The sequence below is a fragment of the Lentzea aerocolonigenes genome (genome assembly GCF_000974445.1).
GTDB classification, from domain to species: domain Bacteria; phylum Actinomycetota; class Actinomycetes; order Mycobacteriales; family Pseudonocardiaceae; genus Lentzea; species Lentzea aerocolonigenes.
The window spans coordinates 193,683-212,108 of record NZ_BBOJ01000014.1 but is presented as its reverse complement, the minus strand read 5'-3'; the positions used below and the strand labels follow the sequence as shown (position 1 = coordinate 212,108).

The following is an 18,426-nucleotide window of genomic DNA, read 5'->3' as shown; positions in this document are numbered from 1 at the left end:
GACGTCAGCTTTCTACTTCTCACAGCAACATCCCCAAGTGGTCAGAAGTGGTTGGTGGCCGAGAACAGATCTCTGACGTTCTGGTCGGACATGGCGCCCGAGTAGATTCGGGCGTCATCGACGTCGCCCTTCCACATGTCCGAGCGGCGGCCCTCCCAGACGGCGCGCCCCACCCAGACGTCACCAGACGCGTTGAAGGTCTGCAGCCCAGTGGATCCGTGGCTGAACGTTGTCTGCTTGATGCCGTTGACGTACAACGTGATCGTGCCGCTCGTCGCGTCGAACGTCGCCGCGAGGTGCACCCAGACGTTCGGCTGGGCGGCGCCGTCAGAGAGCGCGTACACACCGCCACCGGATGAGGTCTGTGTCAGCAGGAAGCCCCACTTGCCGGTCTCCGGTCGATAGCCCAGCACGAACGGCGAGTGGGTGGTGTCACCCATGGCCACCGCTGCTCGCGCGGAGCTGTCGAGCCCACCGTGACGAACCCAGGCGGACACCGTGTACGACCGGTCGGTCCGCAGGTTCGCCGGACGCGGCGCCGTCACCTCACCCGACTGCGAGGAGTCGAAGTTCAGCCACTTGTCCTTGCTCGTCAGGATCTGGTTCGGGTCGTCGGGATCGACCGGCGTGCCGGCCCACCTGGCGCCCTCGCCCGTGACCGTGGCGTTCTGGCCCGTCACCTCGTCCTTGGTCGTTGCTCCAGTGCGCTCGTCGAGGTTGTAGTGAGAACGCAGCACTACGAAGTTGTTTTGTTTCGCCGCCTCGGCCGCGTCCAGGACGCGGTCCCACACCTGCACGTGGTCGATGGTGCCGGGCAGGTGGTGGACTCGGCCGCTGGGCCACAAGGCAGCACCGACAACGAACGGACCGGTCGCGGTACCCAGTGTCGCGTCGACTGTTCCTTCGGGTTTTCCGTTGACGTACAAGGACAACTTGCGCGTGTTGGGTTCATAGGTACCGACAAGATGAGTCCACACGCCCACCTCGGGTGGCGCGGACGACACCACTCGGACAGATCCGCCCGCACCGAACGACCAACGGTTGACGTCACGGACGTACTCCAGGAAGAAGCTGCTGACGTGGTCAGCGTCCTGGCTTGCGATCGTGTAGTCGCCATCCGTCTTGGTCAGCTTCACCCACGCCGACACCGAGAACGCGCGGGACGTGTCCACCACGGCTGACGAGGTCTTGGAGAACGAGCTCGTGGTGTTGATCTGGCCGTTGCCCGCGTAGCCGGAGCCGAACGTCGCACCGTTCAGAGTCAGGGGGCGGCCCTTGCCCGTGATGTCAGCCGCGGTCGCCCCGCTGGTCTCGTTGAAGTTCCACGCTGCCACCGGGCCTGAAGGATCCGCCACGTTGAACACGTACTTGCGCGGATGTGCAGCCGGGTTGCCTGCCTTGTCGTACGCCTGGAGGTACAGCGTGTTCGCGCTGAACGCCGGGGTGATCGGCACGGTTACCACGCCGCTCGCATTGGTGACGTCGACCTGATTTTCGTATGTGTCGACGTTGAGCGACCAGCCGTAGCGGGCGACGTCCATCGTGTTGTCAGGCCCGGTGTTGCCGTTGGGCGAGAACGTGAAGCTGCCCGTACGACCAACGCTGCCATTGATTCCGGTTTCCGGATAGTCCGATGAGGACACCGCTGGTGTGTTCGGCTTGGTCGTGTCGACCATGAACTCGCACAGCTGTGACCAGCTGCTTGACTCGTAGTCACCGGACCACAGTTGGAAGCTGTGGATCCCGTCGTTGGAGATCCAGCCGTTCGGCACCGTGACTTCGGCGAACGAGCCGGACGGCACGTCGCCGGTGTGGATGTCCTGGCCGTTCCAGGTGTACTTGTCGTGCGTCCCGACCATGAGCCGGAAACCCGCATCCATTCTTCCGCCGTCCGGATCGGAAAGCCGGGCGCGCAACCGGGGCGTCCGCGTGGCCACGTACGGACGGTTCGCGCCGATGCGGCACGGAATCGCGTCTGCGGCGTTGGGGCCCCAGCCCTCGATGCCGAGGTCCACGGGCTTGTTGGGGTACGAGTTGTAGTTGACTTCGAGGTAGGGGTTGAGATCGAAGCGACGCCACGAGTCGTCGAGCGACTGCTCGTCCTTGGCCTTGAACATGAACGCGGTGATCCACCACGGTGTGGACGCCGCTTCTGCCACCGCCGACGTGGCGTCGAAGTCCGCGCCACCGTCCGTCGCGCAGTGCCCGGGGTTGTTCTTCACGTTGTTCTCGGACAGCCGCCGGATCCACCCCGGCTGGTTGTTCCACGTCGTGTCCGGGCCGATCCCGTTGGTCAGCCACAACTCCGTCGGCGTCGGCGAGCACGAGAACGACGCGATCACCTTGGCGTGCAACGTGGCCGAGTGGATGTGCTTGCCGACGATGTCGGCCGTGTGCATCTCGAAGTACGTCCGCGACACGCCTGCCGTACTCGCACCCAACGACCCGGCGTTGAGGTATCCCGCCTTCAGGTCGCCCAGATCCCCGGACGTCACGTCGTAGTTGGGCGCTTTGGGCCACGGCGACTGCACGACCGCGTGGTGCGCCTTGCTGCACGAGGTGCAGTAGTAGTCGGGGTCGAGCCGCACCGGGTACGTCGTGTTCGGGTCGGAGAGGAAACTCTGGTCAGGAGTGACCGAGATGGTGTCCCGGCCGACCTCTACCCCCATGACGCCCTGACGGGCTGACGCGGAGGAGTCCCACATCCGGGAGGCATCACCGCTGAAGACCTGGCTACCGTCAGGTCCGGTCACCACGAGACCGTTGGTCGGGGTGGTGGCACTGGTGGAAGACCTTGCGGCAACCCCCGAAGGCCCGGTGATCTTGGTGTTCTTGGTGTGCGACTTGAAGGTGATCTTCTGGAGCCTCGAGCTCTTCGCCGCTTCGGCCGTCTTGACCACGAGGTTCTGGGAGAAGCCCGTCAGCGTTGCCTGCACTTCAAGGTCCACGCCGGGCAGCACTTCCCGATAGGTCGCGGTCTGCCCGGAGATCTGCGCCGGCGGGAGGTCGGCGTCCCAGCCGAAGCCGACCTCGGCATCGCCCTTGATCAGCCGTGCCACCGGCTTCGCTGCGGATCCGACACCACCCGCGGTGAACGACATCGCCACCGGTGCCGCCTTCGGGGCCAGCGAGCCATCAGCCTGCGGGACGAGATTCAGATCGACCGCAGCCCAGGCGCCGTTCTGCTTGACGCGCACTGGGTGCGTGTGGGTGATCAGCGTCCGGGAGCCGTCCGGGTTGGCCTTGACCTGCGATTCCTCGGTCGTCTTCGATCCGATGACGATCGACTTGCCGCTCTGCTTCGCCAGCTTCTCGGCGCTGGTCGGGTCGGCGACCTCGTCCGGTACAGCGGCGCTCGCGGTGGCGACGGAGCCGATGAGCGTGCCCGTGAACACGATGGCAGCAGTGAACGCGGGCAGAGCAGAGCTCCGCCCTCTGGCGATTCGCATCTATCCCCCCACTGCCGGACTGCCGGCAGCCACTCTCAGGTCCCCCGACCCTTGCTGGAGCAGCATGGAGGAAGCCATGTGGAAAGGGAATACGCCGAACGAGATCAACTTTGCCGGGCGACGAGCCTTCTGTTCACATCTTCACGATGATCAGGAAGGCGTCCCATGCATCACGGGAGACCTGCACATGTGCGGCGGGCGCCTTGCTGTCGCGGATGCCGATGCCGTGGCCGACCTCGACGCAGTCACTTCCGTCAGCGCTGTAGCTGCTCTTGCGCCAGTTCGACATGCGGAACGCCTCCTCAGGACAGCATGCTGGTGATCAGCCCCCTCGATTGAACCGCGTCCAAGGCGTCACGATCCAGCCCTTTCAAAGCCTCGCCGTACGTGTCGAGGGACCCCTTGTCCTCCAGGAAGAGGCCGGTGTTGTGGTTCTCGATGTAGACGACCGGCTCGAACTTCTCGTACCTCAATTGGACGAAGGAACTGGCCAACCCGGCGTGCGCGCCGATCGCGGTTGGGACGACCCGGAGGCTGATGTACTGGCGCACCAACATCGTGTGTATCTGGATCAGCTGCGACCGCATCACGTCCGGGCCACCGACAGGTAGCCGAAGTGCTTGCTCGTGCACGAAAAACACGAACTCGCGACCAGGCCTCAGAATCGTCTGCCGTTCGAGCTTCGCCCTGATGAACGCATCGATGTCCGCAGGCTTGAGCCGCGTCGACTTCTCCGCCACCGCGCGCATGTAAGCAGCGATCTGAAGCAAACCGGGGACGAGGTTCATCGACCACGCGATGATCTTGCTGGCAATGCGCTCCTGTTCGATCAGGCTGCGCAGCCGCTCTGGGACGCCGTCCTCGGGGAACAGCAGCCAGCCTTTTTCGCGTGACTCCCTGAACAACGCGAGCAGGTGTTCGACATCGGCGGCGGGAGCACGGCAGTAGGACAGCAGCCGGATGAGGTCGACCTCGCTGACGCCGCCCTTGCCCTGCACCAGATCGGAGACCTTGGCCTCCTGCCAGTCGAGCAGTTCGGCCAGCTTTCGTTGCGTGAGGCCGCTTTGCTCGATCGCGTCGCGGACCCCGGTGCCGAACTCCCGGCCCACCACGCTTGAGTTGCGCTTCGGCATGGAAACGAAGCTATGAGACGAGATCCCCTGCGCTCCAACGTTTCTGCCCGAATCGCCCCGAACGAAGTACGACTTGGAATCGTTCCAACGCGACACGCCGGACTAGCTGGGCGTGCTCGTGACCAAGCTCGTCGACGCCGACTGCACCGAGCTGCTGCCGGCGGTGCTGCTCGTGCCACCGGTGGTGGTGTTGTTCGTCGTCGCCTGGGTGGTCCCGGAGGAGGACTGGGCGGGCGGGTCCGACGACGACTGCGCGGGCGGGCTCGAAGACGACGCCGACGAAGAGGAGGACGACGAGCTGGACGAAGCCGACGACGGCGTCGAAGAAGACGAGGACGACGGCGGGCACGACGACGACGACGTGGTCGACGAAGGCGTGGACGACGACGTGGACGAGCTGGACGTCGCGCTCGAAGACGAGGTCGGGGTCGGGCAGGTCGGCTTCGGGGGGATCGACGGCGTGATCGAGGTCGTCGGCGGGTTCGTCGTGCCGGGGTCCGGGTTCGGCGTCGGGTTGTTCGGTGCCGGGTTCTGCTGGTTGTTGCCCGTGGCGGGCAGGCCGGGCAGTGCGTTGACGTTCTCGCTGTACTGCTTGGCCCACTTGAGGACCGTCTCGACGTACGAGTTCGAGTTGTTGTAGCGGAAGACCGCATCGGCGCGGTCCTTCTGCTTGGTCAGGTCGCCGCCGCCCGCGCACAGGTAGCGGCCGGCGCCGAGGGCCGCGTCGTAGACGTTGTTCGGGTTGGTGGTGCCGTCCTCGTTGCCGTCGCCGCCGAAGCTCGCCCACGTGCCGGGGATGAACTGCATCGGGCCGACCGCGCGGTCCCAGGCCGTGTCGCCGTCGAGGCGGCCGCCGTCGGTGTCGCGGATGGCGGCCATGCCGGGGGCGCCGTTGAGGACCGGGCCGAGGATCTTCGGGGTGGCGTCGCCGACGGCGTTCACGCGGCCGTTGTTGGCGTGGTTCGACTCGACCTTGCCGATGCCGGCGAGCAGGGCCCAGTCGAGTTTGCAGCCGGGGACGAGCTGCGCCATCTTGTCCTCGGCGCGGAGGTAGGCCTCGAAGACGACGCCGGGGATGTCGTAGGTGCCCGGGAAGTTGTCGACCAGGCCGGGGTCGTTGTTGAGGTCGTCGATGTCGCCGTCCTGGAGGTCGGCGAGCAGTGCGGCGCTCAGCTCCTCGGACATCGGCAGGCGGCCGGACGCGCCCAGCTCGGAGGGGTCGCGGCGCAACGCTCCGTACACGTCGGCGGGACCGAGAGCGACAGCGATGTCGTTGTGCTTCGAGAGGTTGACCCAGTCGACGAGCTTCGTGCCGACGATCAACGCGGGGGCGAGCATCGCAGCCAGCGCAGCAACGGCGAACCCCTTTTGCCTGGGGGTCAGCGCCGCGGGTCCGCGCAGTTTGGCCATTGCCACGAATACTCACCTCTCGTGCGTCATCGCGGCGCGCCGTCCAACGTTACGGCAGACGCCCCCATCGGTGACCTGTCCCACCCTGCCCCACTACTGAGGCTAGGTGTACCCAAGACGGAGTCAAGCGCGTGTTCGGTTCCGTTGACTCTTAACTCGCGCAGTCTCCGGCGGGCCAGAGCTCCTGCTCCTTCAAGATTGCCAGGGCTTCGTCACCCATGGGATTCACGCCGGGACCCTTCGCGAGGGCGTGGGCGACGTGCACGTGCAGGCACTTGACGCGGGTCGGCATGCCGCCCGCGGTGACCTGGGTGCCGAGAGACTCGATGGCGTCACGCTCCGCGAGGTACGACTCGTGCGCGCGCTGGTACGCGGCGGCGAGCTCATCGTCCGTCGCCAGGCGTTCCTGCTGCTCCTTCATCAGCCCGCCGCTCTCCAGCGTGCTGACCAGGGAGTTCAGCTTCGGGCAGGTCAGGTAGTACAGCGTCGGGAACGGCGTCCCGTCGGGCAGCCGCGGGGCCGTCTGCACGACGTTCGGGTGCCCGCTGGGGCACCGCGAGGCGATCGCACGTGTCCCGCGCGGCGTGCGGCCGAGCTGCTTGGCGACCGTTTCCAGGTCAGCAGCACTTACTTGTGCGTCACCGATTCCCACAGTTCCTCGTACCAAGACCTTTGCGCCGCGGGCTTGCCCGACGGCCTCTCCGATTCAGTGTTGCGACTCTCGTCACCCGGCAGTTGCACGATGTAGGGCACCTCGCCCGGCCGCACCCAGTGCAGCCGCTTGCGCGCCTCGATCTCGACGTACGCCGGGTCCTGCAGCTGTGCCTTGCGCTGCTCCAGGGCAGCGACCGTCTCGCGCAGCTTCTGCTGTGCGGCACCCACGTCGCGCAGCTCGTCGCGCTGCGAGAGGTACGTCCGCAACGGGACCGCGATGCTCAACGCCAGTGCGCACAGCACCATCGCGAACATCGCGGCCCGCCGCGTACCGGTCATGCCGAACGCGCCACCCGTGCCGTCGCTGCGGCGCGTGGGCGCCTTGGGACGCGGTGGCTTCCGAGCGCGCGCAGGCCGCGCCTCCCGCTCTTCGCGGGGGCGGCGGGGACGACGCGCGCGCTCGGCCATACCTGAAGCTTCTCAGCTCTCCGGCGTGTAACGCGGGAACGCGAGCTCACCGGCGTAGCGCGCCGCGTCGCCGAGCGACTCCTCGATGCGCAGCAGCTGGTTGTACTTCGCGGTGCGCTCACCACGGGCCGGGGCGCCGGTCTTGATCTGGCCGGCACCGGTCGCGACGGCGAGGTCGGCGATGGTCGTGTCCTCGGTCTCGCCCGAGCGGTGCGACATCATCGACTTGTAGCCGTACGACGTGGCCAGCGAGACCGCGTCGAGCGTCTCGGAGAGCGTGCCGATCTGGTTGACCTTCACCAGCAGCGCGTTGGCGGCGCGGCGGGAGATGCCCTCCTCCAGGCGCTCCGGGTTCGTGACGAACAGGTCGTCGCCGACGATCTGGACCTTCTCGCCCAGCTCGGCGGTCATCTGCACCCAGCCGTCCCAGTCGTCCTCGGACAGCGGGTCCTCGATGGACACCAGCGGGTAGTCGCGGACCAGCTCGGAGTAGTAGCCGATCATCTGCTCGGCGCTGCGCTTCGACTTCTCGAACGTGTAGGCGCCGTCGGAGAAGAACTCGGTGGCGGCCACGTCGAGCGCGAGGGCCACGTCGCGACCGGCGCGGTAGCCGGCCTTCTCGATGGCCTCGAGGATGAGGTCGAGCGCGTCGCGGTTGCTGCTGAGGCTGGGGGCGAACCCGCCCTCGTCGCCCAGGCCGGTCGCGAGACCCTTGCTCTTCAGCACGGACTTGAGCGCGTGGTAGACCTCCGCGCCCCAGCGCAGACCCTCGCGGAACGTCTCCGCGCCGATCGGCGCGATCATGAACTCCTGGATGTCCACGTCGGTGTCGGCGTGCGCGCCACCGTTGAGGATGTTCAGCATCGGCACCGGCAGCACGTGCGCGTTGGGGCCACCGACGTAGCGGAACAGCTCCAGGCCGGACGACGTGGCCGCGGCCTTCGCGACCGCCAGCGACACACCGAGGATCGCGTTGGCGCCCAGGCGCGACTTGTCCGGCGTGCCGTCCAGGTCGACGAGCTTCTGGTCCACCACGCGCTGCTCGACGGCCTCGATGCCGACCAGCTCGGGCCCGATCTCGTCGAGCACAGCGGTGACCGCCCGCTCGACGCCCTTGCCCAGGTACCGCTTGGCGTCGCCGTCGCGCAGCTCCACCGCCTCGTGCTCACCGGTCGACGCGCCCGACGGAACGGCCGCACGCTCCAGCGTGCCGTCGTCCAGAGCCACCTCGACCTCGACGGTGGGGTTGCCGCGCGAGTCCAGGATCTCGCGTGCTCCGACCTGCTCGATGACCGCCACTTGCGCTCCCTGTTTCTCCTGCGTCTCGTCTCGCGACGAGCCTACTTGGGCCAGGTGACCGGCTGGGGCTCGACACCTGCGGATCACAGTGGAGCGCCGGGTCCGGTCTACTGAATCGTGCCAGACGACGGCGTGGCGGCCCAGCCGATGTCCGAACTCTTCAGTCCGGCGTCAGCGGACGAGGCCGCTGACGCCGGACGAGGCGCCCGAGCCGCATGGCGGATGAGCGGCAGCCGTTCAGCCCACACCACCAGGCTGGTTCATCCCCATAAACGCGAAATTCATTCACCATCCAGTTCCGGTGGCGCACGGCGAGTCCTACATTCTCGTCAACTCCGCCCGAGAGGGCGTCCGGGCGCGAAGAAGGGCCCCTCATGCGACGAGCACTGGCCGGCACCGTGGCAGCAACACTCGCCTCGGCCGCGATCGTGGTTCTGCCGACAACAGCCTCCGCGGCGGAGTCGGGCACGTTCACCGCGATGACGTACAACATCGCGGGGCTGCCGGAGTCGCTGTCGAGCGCGCCGACTCCCCGCGTGCCCGCGACGACGGCGATCGGCCAGCGGCTGGCGCCGTACGACATCGTCCACGTGCAGGAGGACTTCAACTACCACGCTCAGCTGTACGCGGCGAACAACCACCCGCACCGCACCGCGACCACCGGTGGCGTGCCCTTCGGCAGCGGGCTCAACACGCTGTCCCACAAGCCGTTCGACTGGGACGACTTCGAGCGGGTCAAGTGGAACGACTGCGACCTCAACAGCGGCGACTGCCTGACTCCCAAGGGCTTCACGTTCATGCGGACGCGGCTGGCCGAAGGCGTGTACGTCGACTTCTACAACCTGCACGCCGACGCGGGTGACAAGAGCGGCGACCTGGCGGCACGGGCCTCCAACTTCAACCAGCTCAGCTCGTTCATCCAGAGCCACTCGGCCGGCAACGCGGTGGTGGTCATGGGTGACACCAACACCCGTTACACCCGTGGCACCGACGGCACGACGATCCGCAACTTCGCCGCTGCCAACGGTTTGACCGACCCGTGGGTGCAGCTCGTCCGCGGCGGCAACGCCCCGGCGGAGGGCAGTGACTCCCTGGTGTGCAACAAGGACAACCCCACCAGCGACTGCGAGGTCGTCGACAAGTTCTGGTACCGCGGCAGCCGGGCCGTCACGCTCAACGCGACCTCGTACGCCAACAAGCACACCGACTTCCTGCAGGACGGCAAGATGCTGTCCGACCACTATCCGCTGGCCGTCGGGTTCAGCTGGTCGACCAACCCGGCGTACCAGTTCAGCGAGCAGTTCGGCGGCCCGCACGGCAACTACTTCAACGACGTCGACCGGATGGCGTGGGGCGCTCAGGCCACCGAGATCTCCCTCCGGAGTGGTTCCCGTGTCGACCAGGTGGGCGTGACGCTGGGCGACGGCACGAAGCTGACCCACGGTGGGCAGGGCGGCACGTACTCGTCGCTCACCTTGGGCAGCAACGAGTACGTGAACAGCGCCTACCTCTGCCAGGGCAGCAAGAACAACCACACACGGGTGTTCTACGCGAAGTTCACGACGAACCTGGGGCGCACGCTCGCCGGTGGCAGCACCACCTCGAACTGCGTCACCCGCACCGCGCCCGCCGGCTGGGGCATCGCGGGCTTCACGGGCCGCACCGGCGACGAGGTCGACAAGATCGGCTTCATCTACACGCGAAAGAACTAGGCTGTCGTCAGTTCTGCCCGCCGAACAGGACGGATGCTGACGTGCTTCATGTCGAACGTGGTGGAAACGGGCCGTTGCTGGTGCTCCTGCACGGCCTGGGCGCGACCGGTGAGGTGTGGAACGACGTCGTGGAGGACTGGCACGGCAGCTGGCTCGTGCCCGACCTCCCCGGCCACGGACGCTCCGGAAGACTCGACCGCTACACGTTCGGCTCGATCGCTGCGGCAGTTGCAGAGTCCATCCCGCAACAACCCGTCGTAGTAGTCGGCCACTCGCTGGGCGGCGTCATCGCTCTCACGCTCGCCAGCGGCTGGTTCGGGGTCGACGTCACCACGTGCGTCGGCGTCGGCATCAAGGTGCGGTGGACCGACGAGGAGCTGGAGAAGGCCGCGTCGCTCGCGAACAAACCGGCCAAGATCTTCGACACGAAGGAAGAAGCCGAAGAGCGCGCGAACAAGATGGCGGGCGTGAAACTCGCGCACGGCGTGTCCGCAGTGGACGGTGGCTGGACGCCCGCGCTGGACATGAAGGCCTTCGGCGTCGGCAGGCCGGACATGCCCGGCCTGATCATGACGTCGAAGGCCCAGATCACGTTGGCAGCAGGCGAGAACGACCCGATGAGCCCTCGGGAACATCTTGAGGAGCTGGTGCCCGAGCCGGTGATCTTCCCCGGCGCGGGCCACAACGTGCACGTCGAGTCGCCCTCGTCCGTCACCGGGCTGCTGGCTCAGGTCGCGACGAACCCGCCGTCGGCCGCGAGCACCGCGCCGGTGATGTAGCTGGCCTTGTCGGAGGCCAGGAACAGCACGGCCTCCGCGATCTCCTCCGGACGGCCGGCGCGGGTGAGCGGGGTGGCGGCGCTGATCTCGTGGAACAGGTCGATCGAGGCCACCGCCTCGGTGGCGATCGGGCCCGGTGCCACGGAGTTCACGCGCACGCCCGCCGCGCCGAACTCGATGGCCCACGAGCGGGTCAGGGCGTCCATCGCGGCCTTGGAGGCGTTGTAGACGGAGCCGACGGGCGTGCCGATCTGGCCCGCGACCGAGGAGACGTTGACGATCGCGCCCTTCTTCTTGGCCACCATCGCCGGTACCAGAGCAGCCGTCAGGAAGTAGGCCGCGCGGACGTTGATGTCGAACACCTGCTCGTAGGCGTCGAGCGACTGCTCTGGCGTCGGCGACATCGGGAAGATGCCCGCGTTGTTGACCAGCACGTCCACCTCACCGACCTCCTCGGCGAGCTTGCGGACGTCGTCGATGTTCGCGACGTCCGCGACGATGTAGTGGCCCGTTCCGCCGGCCTTCTCGATGAGCTCGACGGTCTCCTTGCCGAGCTCGGCGCGACGGCCGGTCACGTAGACCGTCGCGCCCTCCTCGGCGAGCTTCACCGCGATCGCGCGGCCGATTCCGGACGTGGCACCGGTGACGAGTGCCTTCTGGTTCTCCAAAGTTCGCATGTTCACGAACTTGCCCGCGCGGCATCGTCAGAACATAAATTCCGGATATACGGCCAGGTCAGGTCGCGAGCGCGCCACCGTCCGCGGTCACGACCGAGCCGGTGAGGAAGCTCGACCGCGGCGAGGCGAGGAACAGCACGGCCTCCGCGATCTCCTCCGGCTCCCCCGCACGGCCGAGCGGCGTCGGCGCCACGAGGTGCTCGATGGCGTCGCCGAGATTCTCCTCGACTTTCTCGGTGCGGGTGAGGCCGGGCGCGACGGAGTTGACCCGGATGCCGTGGCCACCGAACTCCACCGCCCAGCTCAGCGTCAACGAGTCCAGCGCGGCCTTCGACGCGCCGTAGACCGACATGATCGGCGTGCCCGTGCGGGCGGTGACCGAGGAGATGTTGATGATGCTGCCGCTCCCCTTCGCGATCATCTTCGGCAGCAACGCGGCAGTGAGGAAGTACGGCCCGCGCACGTTGACGTTGAAGACCTGCTCGTAGGTGTCGACGTCCTGCTCGAGCGTCGGCCCGAACGGGAAGATGCCCGCGTTGTTGACCAGCACGTCCACCTCACCGGCCTCGTCGGCGAGCCTGCGCACGTCGTCGAGGTTCCCGAGGTCGGCGACGACGTGCCGGGTGCCGCCGAGAGGGCGGCGTCCCGTGGTGATGACGGTCGCGCCGGCCTCGGCCAGTTTCGCCGCCACCGCGCGGCCGATGCCGGAGGTCGCGCCGGTGACGAGTGCTCGTTGTCCCTGGAGTTCCATGGCTCCAGACGGTTCCGCCGGTCCGTCATCAAGCCGTGAAGGCGGAGTGAATCAGCTGGTCAGGGCTGGTGTGCGCAGGCCGAAGTAGAGGCGGACGAACCGCGGCAGGCGATACCGGCCGAGCACGAGGGGTTCGATCAGGTGGACGTCGGCCAACGACTCCAGCACGAGTTCGATCGCGCCGGGGTCGGCACCGGACATCTCGGCCGCCTCGTGGACGTCGATCACGTCGGCGTCCCGCCGGGCGAAGCACATGATCAAGTGACGCTGTTCGTCGGTCAGCTCCTGCTCGGCCTTGACCAACGGTGCGAGTGTCGCGGCGCAGTCGGACGGCACCGCCCGGCCCAGCTTGCTCTCCCGCTCCATCTGCTCCAGCAGCATCTCGATCGTCCACTTCGGACGGGCGCTGAGCTTGCCGCCGATCACGCGGATCGGGTTCGGCAGCCGGGAGACGCGGTCCAGCAGGACCTCGGCGTGCTCGGGTTCCGCGTCGACGCGCCGGGGATCGAGGATCTTGCCGAAGAACTCGCGCGCCTCCCGCTCGGCCAGCCCGGCGATCTTCACCCAGGTCACGCCCGGCAGTTCGTTCAACCGGCGGACGCTCGTGAGGACCAGCGCCGAGCCGGGCGTGGCGAGCTCCCGCACCGACGCCGCGTCCTGCACGTCGTCGATGATGATCAGGAACCGCCTGCCGCGTGCCTTCTCCCGCCACAGCGCCGCCTTGTCACCACTGGGGTTCTCCACACCGACCGCCCGCAGCAGCTCGTTGGCGACGTCGTGGGAGCGCACGAAGATCCGGCCGTCGGGGAAGCGCTGCTTGACCAGGTGACCGATCCTCGTGGCCAGCGAGGTCTTGCCGCTGCCGCGCATCCCGGTGATGCCGACCGTGCCGGGAAGCACGTCGAGGATCCGCGCGATCTCGGCGGCGCGACCGGTGAAGTCGGCGAGGTCGGGCGGCAGCTGCTCGGGTCGGCGCGGCAGGTGCAGGTCGCCCTTGAGGATCTGCGCGTGGATCTTCCGCAGCTCCGGGCCCGGTTCGAGGCCGAGCTCCTCGTTCAGCAGAGCGCGCGCCTGGTGGAAGTGGTCCAACGCCTCGGCCTGCCTGCCCTCCTGGAAGAGGGCGTACATCAGCAGTGCGCGCGGCCGTTCGCGCAACGGGTTGGCAGCGACGTGCTTCTGCAGTTCGAGCACGTCCAGCTCACGTTCGAGCCAGTCCTCCCGCGCCTTGAGCCGGTGCTGGCCGAGCCGCAGCCGTTGTGCCTCGAAGTAGGCGCCTTGGAGGCCCTCCAAGGGTTCGCCGCGGCAGTCGTCGACGATCTCCGCGCGCAGGGTGTAGCCGCCGTCCTTGGACTTCAGGTTCAGCTCGGGAAAGGTCTTGCGGATCTTGTACATGTACGTCCGCAACGCCATGACCGCGCTCGGCGTCGGGTCGTCCCAGACCATGCCGATCAGCTGCTCGTTGCTCAGCCGGATGCCGTTGTTCAGCAGCAACGCCGCCAGCACCGCCCGCTGCTGGCGCGGCCCCAGCTCGATCTCCTCGTCGTCACGCCAGGCTCGAACCGGACCCATCAGTGAGAAGCGCAGGCTCATGCAACAGCACAACGCGCACGGTCATTCCCCGCTTCCCGAACGTCACGGACTCGTCGGCAGCGGCCTCGGCTCGATGACCTGCTTCATGACGATCGTCGAGGTCAGCCCGCGCACACCGGGCAGCTTGGCCAGCGTTTCCTCGTAGAGGCGCTGGTAGGAGGCGAGATCCGCGGTGACGACCCGCAGCAGGTAGTCGGGGCTGCCGAACAGGCGCTGGGCCTCCACGACGTTCGGCACGTCGGCGAGCGCGCGGTCGAAGTCGGCCATGGTGTCCAGCCGCAACTTGGCGAAGACCAGCGCCTCGAAGCCGAACCCGACGGCGGCGGCGTCCACCACGGCCCGGTAGCCGCGGATGACCCCGTCGCGTTCCAGCTCGCGCAACCGGCGTTGGCAGCGCGAGATGCTGAGTTGCACGCGTTGGGCCAGGTCGGTGACGGTGATCCGCCCGTCGCGCTGCAACTCCGCAAGAATTTTGCGATCCACGGCGTCCATGAGCAAAGAACGCAAACACCTTGCCCGCGAGTTCCCCTAGCTTTTGCCACATGAACCCGTTACGTCAGCTCACCCTGGACCAGCTGAGGCAACGCACGAGCATGAAGTGGCGGTACTACCCCGAGGACGTGCTGCCGGTGTGGGTGGCCGAGATGGACGTCCTGCTCGCCGAACCTGTCGCGCGGGCGATCACCGACGCCGTGGCGCGCGGTGACACCGGCTATCCCGCGGGAACCGCCTACGCCGAGGCGCTCTCCGGGTTCGCGAAGAAGCGCTGGGACTGGGAGCCCGCCGTGGAACGGATGGCGATCGTGCCCGACGTGATGCTGGGCGTCGTCGAGATGTTCCGGCTCGTCTCCCACCGGGACGCGCCGGTCGTCGTCAACTGCCCGGTCTACCCGCCCTTCTACCAGTTCGTCGAGTCGCTCGGGCGGTCCGTCGTCGAGGCACCGCTGGACGCCGCCTCGCGCATCGACTTCGCCGCGCTGGAACAGGCGTTCGTGCGGGCGGGCCGAGGTGCGGTGTACCTGCTGTGCAACCCGCAGAACCCCACCGGCACCGTGCACACCGCCGCCGAGCTCTCGCAGGTGGCGGAACTGGCGCGCCGGCACGGGATCCGGGTCGTGGCGGACGAGATCCACGCACCGGTCACGACCTCGGACTTCGTGCCGTACCTGAGCGTCGCGGACGACGGTCTGTCGTTGATGTCGGCCTCCAAGGCGTGGAACCTCGCCGGGCTCAAGGCCGCGCTGGCCATCGCCGGACCCGCCGCGGCCGACGACCTAGCCCGGCTGCCGGAGGAGGTCGGCCACGGCGCCAGCCACGTCGGCGTCCTCGCGCACACCGCCGCGTTCCGGGACGGTGTCGGGTGGCTGGACGGGTTGCTGGACGGCCTGGACGACAACCGGCGGCTGCTCACCGAACTGCTGGCCGAGCACCTCCCCGCCGTCCGCTACACGCCGGCGCCGGGCACCTACCTCGCCTGGCTCGACTGCCGCGAGCTCGGCCTCGGCGACGATCCCGCCAGGACGTTCCTCAAGCAGGGCAGGGTCGCCCTCAACTCCGGGCTCCCGTTCGGCACCGGTGGGGCGGGCTTCGTGCGGATGAACCTGGCGACGTCGCCGGAGGTGCTCACCGAGGCGGTCAGGCGGATGGCCTCGGGGTGGGCGGCAGCCTCGTCCTGAGTGGACTGCGACAGACCGGGACGGCCACCCCATCGAGTTCTGTCGCCCGGACGGCAGTCGAAGAACCGGCAGGTGGTGGGTAACGTTGATCGAATGACGGACGGCACCTTCGAGGCGTTCAGGAAGGCCGAGGCGTTGATGGCGCAGCGCAGGCCTCTCGACGCGCTGCGTGAGCTGAAACAGGTGCTGGACGAAGCCGGGGAGGCGCCGTCCGTGCAGCTGCTGGCCGGCCGGGCCTACCTCGGGTCCGCGCAGCTCAACAGGGCTGAAGAGGCGTTCCGCAAGGTGCTCGACCTCGACCCGAGCGACCACTACGCGCGGTTCGCGCTCGGCAAGACCCTGCAACGCCAGGGGCGCCTCACCGAGGCGCTCGCCCAGTTGCGGATGGCGGTCGCGATGAACCCGTCACCCGAGTACCAGGAAGCGCTCGGCGAGGTCAAAGCCCGGCTGGCTCTCGGGGGCTGATCACCGGAAGAGGCCCTCGCCCCAGAACCCGCCCTCCTTCACGCCCGGCGGGATGGCGAAGTGCGCGGAACCGGTGTGCTCCACGTACTCCATCATCTCGTCCTTTGTGGACAGGGCCTGCTGCATCGGCACGAAGTGCGTGCGCGAGTCGCGGCTGAACCCCAGGAAGAACAGACCGGCGTCGAGGTGCCCGAGCCCGTCCGAGCCGTCGGTGAAGTTGTAGCCGCGGCGCAGGATCCGGACGCCGTTCAACGACTCCGGCGACGCGAGCCGGATGTGCGCGACCTCGCCGATCAACGGGACGCCGCCCGCGCCGCGGACGTGCAGGTCCGGCTCGTCGAACTCCTTCTGCTGCCCGAGCGGCGCGCCCTCGCCCTTGGTGCGGCCGATGATCTGCTCCTGCTCGGTCAGCGACGTGCGGTCCCAGATCTCGATGTGCATGCGGATCCGGCGCGCCACCAGGTACGTGCCGCCGCGGATCCACTCCGGGCCCTCGGTGACCCACACGTGGTCGCGCAGCAGGTCGGTGTCCTCGGCCTTGATGTTGCGCGTGCCGTCCTTGAACCCGAACATGTTGCGCGGCGTCGCCTGGTCGCGCGTGGTCGACGACGTGCGGCCGAACCCGAGCTGCGACCAGCGCACCGCGACCCGGCCGAAGCCGATGCGGACCAGGTTGCGGACGGCGTGCACGGCGACCTGCGGGTCGTTCGCGCAGGCCTGGATGCAGATGTCGCCGTTGCTGCGCGCGGGATCCAGGTCGTCCTGCGGGAAGCGCGGCAGGTCGATCAACGCCTCCGGCCGCTTGTCCTTCAACCCGAACCGGTCGTCGAAGAGCGACGGCCCGAAGCCGATCGTGATCGTCAGCGCGGACGCCGGCAGGTCGAGCGCCTCGCCGGTGTCCTTCGGCGGCGCCTCGGCGTTGCCGCCGACCGCACCGTTCTCCGCGGCCTCCTGACCGGCCGTCATCCGTTCCGCGGCGACGGTCCACTGCTTGAGCAGGTCGACCAGCTCGTCGCGGCTGGTCGTCTTCACGTCCAGCGCGACGAAGTGCATGTGGTCCTGCGCGGGCGTGGTGATGCCCGCCTGGATCTCCCCGCGGAACGGCACCTTCGCCGCGGCGACGTTCTCGACCTCCGGCGACTCCCTGCTCGCGAGCACACCGGCGGTGGCACCCGCCCCGGCGAGCGCCACACCGGCGCCCGCGTAGCCCAGCAGCCTGCGCCGCGACACCCCGGTCACTTGGCCGACACCACTTCCGCGACCTTGCTGACCGGCTCGCCCAGCGCGTCGACGGCCTCGGCCAGCGCCTTGATCTCGTCCTGCGACAGCTCCTTGTACGACTTGAAGCCGTCACCCTTGCGGTGCTTCTCCAGCGCCTCGTCGAGCGCCTTGAACTTAGCGTCCAAAGTGGACACGAGTGCCTTGTCCTTCTGCTCCACCACGGGCCGGAGCGCGGCGATCGCGGCCTGCGAACCGTCGACGTTCGCCCGGAAGTCCCACAGGTCCGTGTGCGAGTAGCGGTCCTCCTCACCGGTGATCTTGCCGGTGGCGACCTCGTCGAGCAGCTCCTTGGCACCGTTGGCCAGCTGCACCGGCGTCAGCTCCACGCTCTTCGCCTTGGACACGATCTCCTTGACGTCGGTCAGGAGCTGGTCCGCGATCTTCTCGGAGTCGGCCTGCAGCCCGGACTCCCACAGGTCCTTCTCCAGGCGGTGGTAGCCGGTGAACGCCATGCCCTCCGCGATGACGTCCTCACGACCGTCGATCTTGGGGTCGAGGTCGCCGAAGCTCTCCGCGACGGGCTCGATGCGCTCCCAGTACGTGCGCGAGACGGGGAACAGCGCCTTGGCGTCGTCGACCTTCTTGGCCTTGACGGCGTTGACGAACTCCTCGGTCTTCACCAGCAGCTGGTCGGCCTGCGAGTTGACGTAGCGCTGGTAGCTCTTGGTCGCCTCGGCCAGCATCGCGTCGCCGTCGGTCGACTTCTTGCTGTCACCGGTGACCGTGAAGTCGCCGCGGATGCCGTCGCCCTTCATGCCGGGCTTGCACGCGGTCTGGAACTTCCCGGCCTCGGTCACCTCGACGATCAGCTTGCGGCTGAGCCCGGGCCCGATGTTCTCGACCTCGCCGAGAATCCGGTCGCCCTCCGCGTAGAGGTAGAACTCGGTGACCTTGGTGCCCTTGTTGGTCACCTCGAACGTGACGGGCCCGGTCGCCGCAGCGGTCCGAGCGACCTTGCACGCGTCGTCGCTGGCCTCGACGGCGATGTTGCCGCTCGCGTTGCTGTTCGTGTTGCTGTTGCCACACGCCGCCAACACCGCGAGCGAGCCGAGGATGACTGCTGCTTTGCGCACGGTTGCTAC

At 67.9% G+C, this 18,426-nt stretch carries 17 protein-coding genes; 4 read left to right on the top strand and 13 right to left on the bottom strand.

The genetic code is table 11. The features are described from left to right. Positions 1-41 precede the first annotated feature (41 nt). The 7 genes from AOM45_RS26535 to eno all read right to left on the bottom strand — a co-directional run bounded on the left by AOM45_RS26535 (position 42) and on the right by eno (position 8,413). The gene (locus AOM45_RS26535; RefSeq protein WP_081902113.1) at positions 42-3,449 is read right to left on the bottom strand and encodes a LamG-like jellyroll fold domain-containing protein; all 3,408 of its coding nucleotides are present in this window, start codon (positions 3,447-3,449) and stop codon (positions 42-44) included. Positions 3,450-3,582: 133 nt separating this feature from the next. After that, positions 3,583-3,738 (bottom strand): DUF397 domain-containing protein, encoded by a 156-nt coding sequence (locus AOM45_RS49860; RefSeq protein ID WP_081902114.1) that lies wholly within the window; start codon positions 3,736-3,738, stop codon positions 3,583-3,585. A gap of 13 nt (positions 3,739-3,751) precedes the next feature. Continuing rightward, on the bottom strand, positions 3,752-4,582 hold the full coding sequence (locus tag AOM45_RS26530; RefSeq protein ID WP_030467584.1) for a helix-turn-helix domain-containing protein: 831 nt from the start codon (positions 4,580-4,582) through the stop codon (positions 3,752-3,754). A gap of 102 nt (positions 4,583-4,684) precedes the next feature. Next, on the bottom strand, positions 4,685-5,998 hold the full coding sequence (locus tag AOM45_RS26525) for a lytic transglycosylase domain-containing protein (RefSeq protein WP_156093815.1): 1,314 nt from the start codon (positions 5,996-5,998) through the stop codon (positions 4,685-4,687). Between the two features lie 145 nt (positions 5,999-6,143). Further along, a complete protein-coding gene (locus AOM45_RS26520; protein WP_030467586.1) occupies positions 6,144-6,644 on the bottom strand; it encodes a DUF501 domain-containing protein in 501 nt (166 codons plus the stop codon). Next, positions 6,620-7,114 carry an FtsB family cell division protein gene (locus tag AOM45_RS26515; protein WP_081902116.1) on the bottom strand — a complete coding sequence of 165 codons (495 nt, stop codon included), beginning with the start codon at positions 7,112-7,114 and terminating at the stop codon, positions 6,620-6,622. The genes AOM45_RS26520 and AOM45_RS26515 overlap by 25 nt, the downstream gene beginning before the upstream one ends. 12 nt (positions 7,115-7,126) lie before the next feature. Then, positions 7,127-8,413, bottom strand: a complete 1,287-nt coding sequence (gene eno, locus AOM45_RS26510; protein WP_030467588.1) for a phosphopyruvate hydratase — start codon at positions 8,411-8,413, stop codon at positions 7,127-7,129. 374 nt (positions 8,414-8,787) lie between these two features. Here eno and AOM45_RS26505 point away from each other — a divergent pair, with 374 nt between their 5' ends. Continuing rightward, the gene (locus AOM45_RS26505) at positions 8,788-10,125 is read left to right on the top strand and encodes a jacalin-like lectin (protein ID WP_030467589.1); all 1,338 of its coding nucleotides are present in this window, start codon (positions 8,788-8,790) and stop codon (positions 10,123-10,125) included. 41 nt (positions 10,126-10,166) lie between these two features. Next, on the top strand, positions 10,167-10,904 hold the full coding sequence (locus tag AOM45_RS26500; protein ID WP_035910229.1) for an alpha/beta fold hydrolase: 738 nt from the start codon (positions 10,167-10,169) through the stop codon (positions 10,902-10,904). On the opposite strand, the gene AOM45_RS26495 is transcribed toward AOM45_RS26500, so the two are convergent. From AOM45_RS26495 to AOM45_RS26480, 4 genes are all read right to left on the bottom strand, one after another. Then, the gene (locus AOM45_RS26495) at positions 10,853-11,581 is read right to left on the bottom strand and encodes an SDR family NAD(P)-dependent oxidoreductase (protein WP_030467591.1); all 729 of its coding nucleotides are present in this window, start codon (positions 11,579-11,581) and stop codon (positions 10,853-10,855) included. The genes AOM45_RS26500 and AOM45_RS26495 overlap by 52 nt on opposite strands. A gap of 58 nt (positions 11,582-11,639) precedes the next feature. Then, the gene (locus tag AOM45_RS26490; RefSeq protein WP_030467592.1) at positions 11,640-12,332 is read right to left on the bottom strand and encodes an SDR family NAD(P)-dependent oxidoreductase; all 693 of its coding nucleotides are present in this window, start codon (positions 12,330-12,332) and stop codon (positions 11,640-11,642) included. Between the two features lie 51 nt (positions 12,333-12,383). Next, on the bottom strand, positions 12,384-13,901 hold the full coding sequence (locus AOM45_RS26485) for an AfsR/SARP family transcriptional regulator (RefSeq protein WP_162185657.1): 1,518 nt from the start codon (positions 13,899-13,901) through the stop codon (positions 12,384-12,386). Between the two features lie 63 nt (positions 13,902-13,964). Then, on the bottom strand, positions 13,965-14,414 hold the full coding sequence (locus AOM45_RS26480) for an Lrp/AsnC family transcriptional regulator (protein ID WP_030467594.1): 450 nt from the start codon (positions 14,412-14,414) through the stop codon (positions 13,965-13,967). 50 nt (positions 14,415-14,464) lie between these two features. Between AOM45_RS26480 and AOM45_RS26475 the strand changes: the two genes are divergently transcribed. Both AOM45_RS26475 and AOM45_RS26470 read left to right on the top strand, forming a co-directional pair. Continuing rightward, positions 14,465-15,598 (top strand): MalY/PatB family protein, encoded by a 1,134-nt coding sequence (locus AOM45_RS26475; RefSeq protein WP_030467595.1) that lies wholly within the window; start codon positions 14,465-14,467, stop codon positions 15,596-15,598. Positions 15,599-15,691: 93 nt separating this feature from the next. After that, positions 15,692-16,063 (top strand): tetratricopeptide repeat protein, encoded by a 372-nt coding sequence (locus tag AOM45_RS26470; RefSeq protein WP_030467596.1) that lies wholly within the window; start codon positions 15,692-15,694, stop codon positions 16,061-16,063. Here the strand turns inward: AOM45_RS26470 and efeB are convergent, their stop codons facing one another. Then, the gene (efeB, locus tag AOM45_RS26465; RefSeq protein WP_030467597.1) at positions 16,064-17,302 is read right to left on the bottom strand and encodes an iron uptake transporter deferrochelatase/peroxidase subunit; all 1,239 of its coding nucleotides are present in this window, start codon (positions 17,300-17,302) and stop codon (positions 16,064-16,066) included. It lies immediately after the preceding gene. Next, on the bottom strand, positions 17,299-18,417 hold the full coding sequence (efeO, locus tag AOM45_RS26460; protein ID WP_030467598.1) for an iron uptake system protein EfeO: 1,119 nt from the start codon (positions 18,415-18,417) through the stop codon (positions 17,299-17,301). Before efeO ends, efeB begins: the two co-directional genes overlap by 4 nt. Positions 18,418-18,426: the final 9 nt, after the last annotated feature.

Excerpts from the sequence above, each read along its gene's own strand:
- AOM45_RS26535 (WP_081902113.1), bottom strand. The coding sequence starts at position 3,449 with ATGCGAATCGCCAGAGGGCGGAGCTCTGCTCTGCCCGCGTTCACTGCT.
- AOM45_RS49860 (WP_081902114.1), bottom strand. The coding sequence starts at position 3,738 with ATGTCGAACTGGCGCAAGAGCAGCTACAGCGCTGACGGAAGTGACTGC.
- AOM45_RS26530 (WP_030467584.1), bottom strand. The coding sequence starts at position 4,582 with ATGCCGAAGCGCAACTCAAGCGTGGTGGGCCGGGAGTTCGGCACCGGG.
- AOM45_RS26515 (WP_081902116.1), bottom strand. The coding sequence starts at position 7,114 with ATGGCCGAGCGCGCGCGTCGTCCCCGCCGCCCCCGCGAAGAGCGGGAG.
- AOM45_RS26505 (WP_030467589.1), top strand. The coding sequence starts at position 8,788 with ATGCGACGAGCACTGGCCGGCACCGTGGCAGCAACACTCGCCTCGGCC.
- AOM45_RS26495 (WP_030467591.1), bottom strand. The coding sequence starts at position 11,581 with ATGCGAACTTTGGAGAACCAGAAGGCACTCGTCACCGGTGCCACGTCC.
- AOM45_RS26490 (WP_030467592.1), bottom strand. The coding sequence starts at position 12,332 with ATGGAACTCCAGGGACAACGAGCACTCGTCACCGGCGCGACCTCCGGC.
- AOM45_RS26485 (WP_162185657.1), bottom strand. The coding sequence starts at position 13,901 with ATGGGTCCGGTTCGAGCCTGGCGTGACGACGAGGAGATCGAGCTGGGG.
- AOM45_RS26480 (WP_030467594.1), bottom strand. The coding sequence starts at position 14,414 with ATGGACGCCGTGGATCGCAAAATTCTTGCGGAGTTGCAGCGCGACGGG.
- AOM45_RS26475 (WP_030467595.1), top strand. The coding sequence starts at position 14,465 with ATGAACCCGTTACGTCAGCTCACCCTGGACCAGCTGAGGCAACGCACG.
- AOM45_RS26470 (WP_030467596.1), top strand. The coding sequence starts at position 15,692 with ATGACGGACGGCACCTTCGAGGCGTTCAGGAAGGCCGAGGCGTTGATG.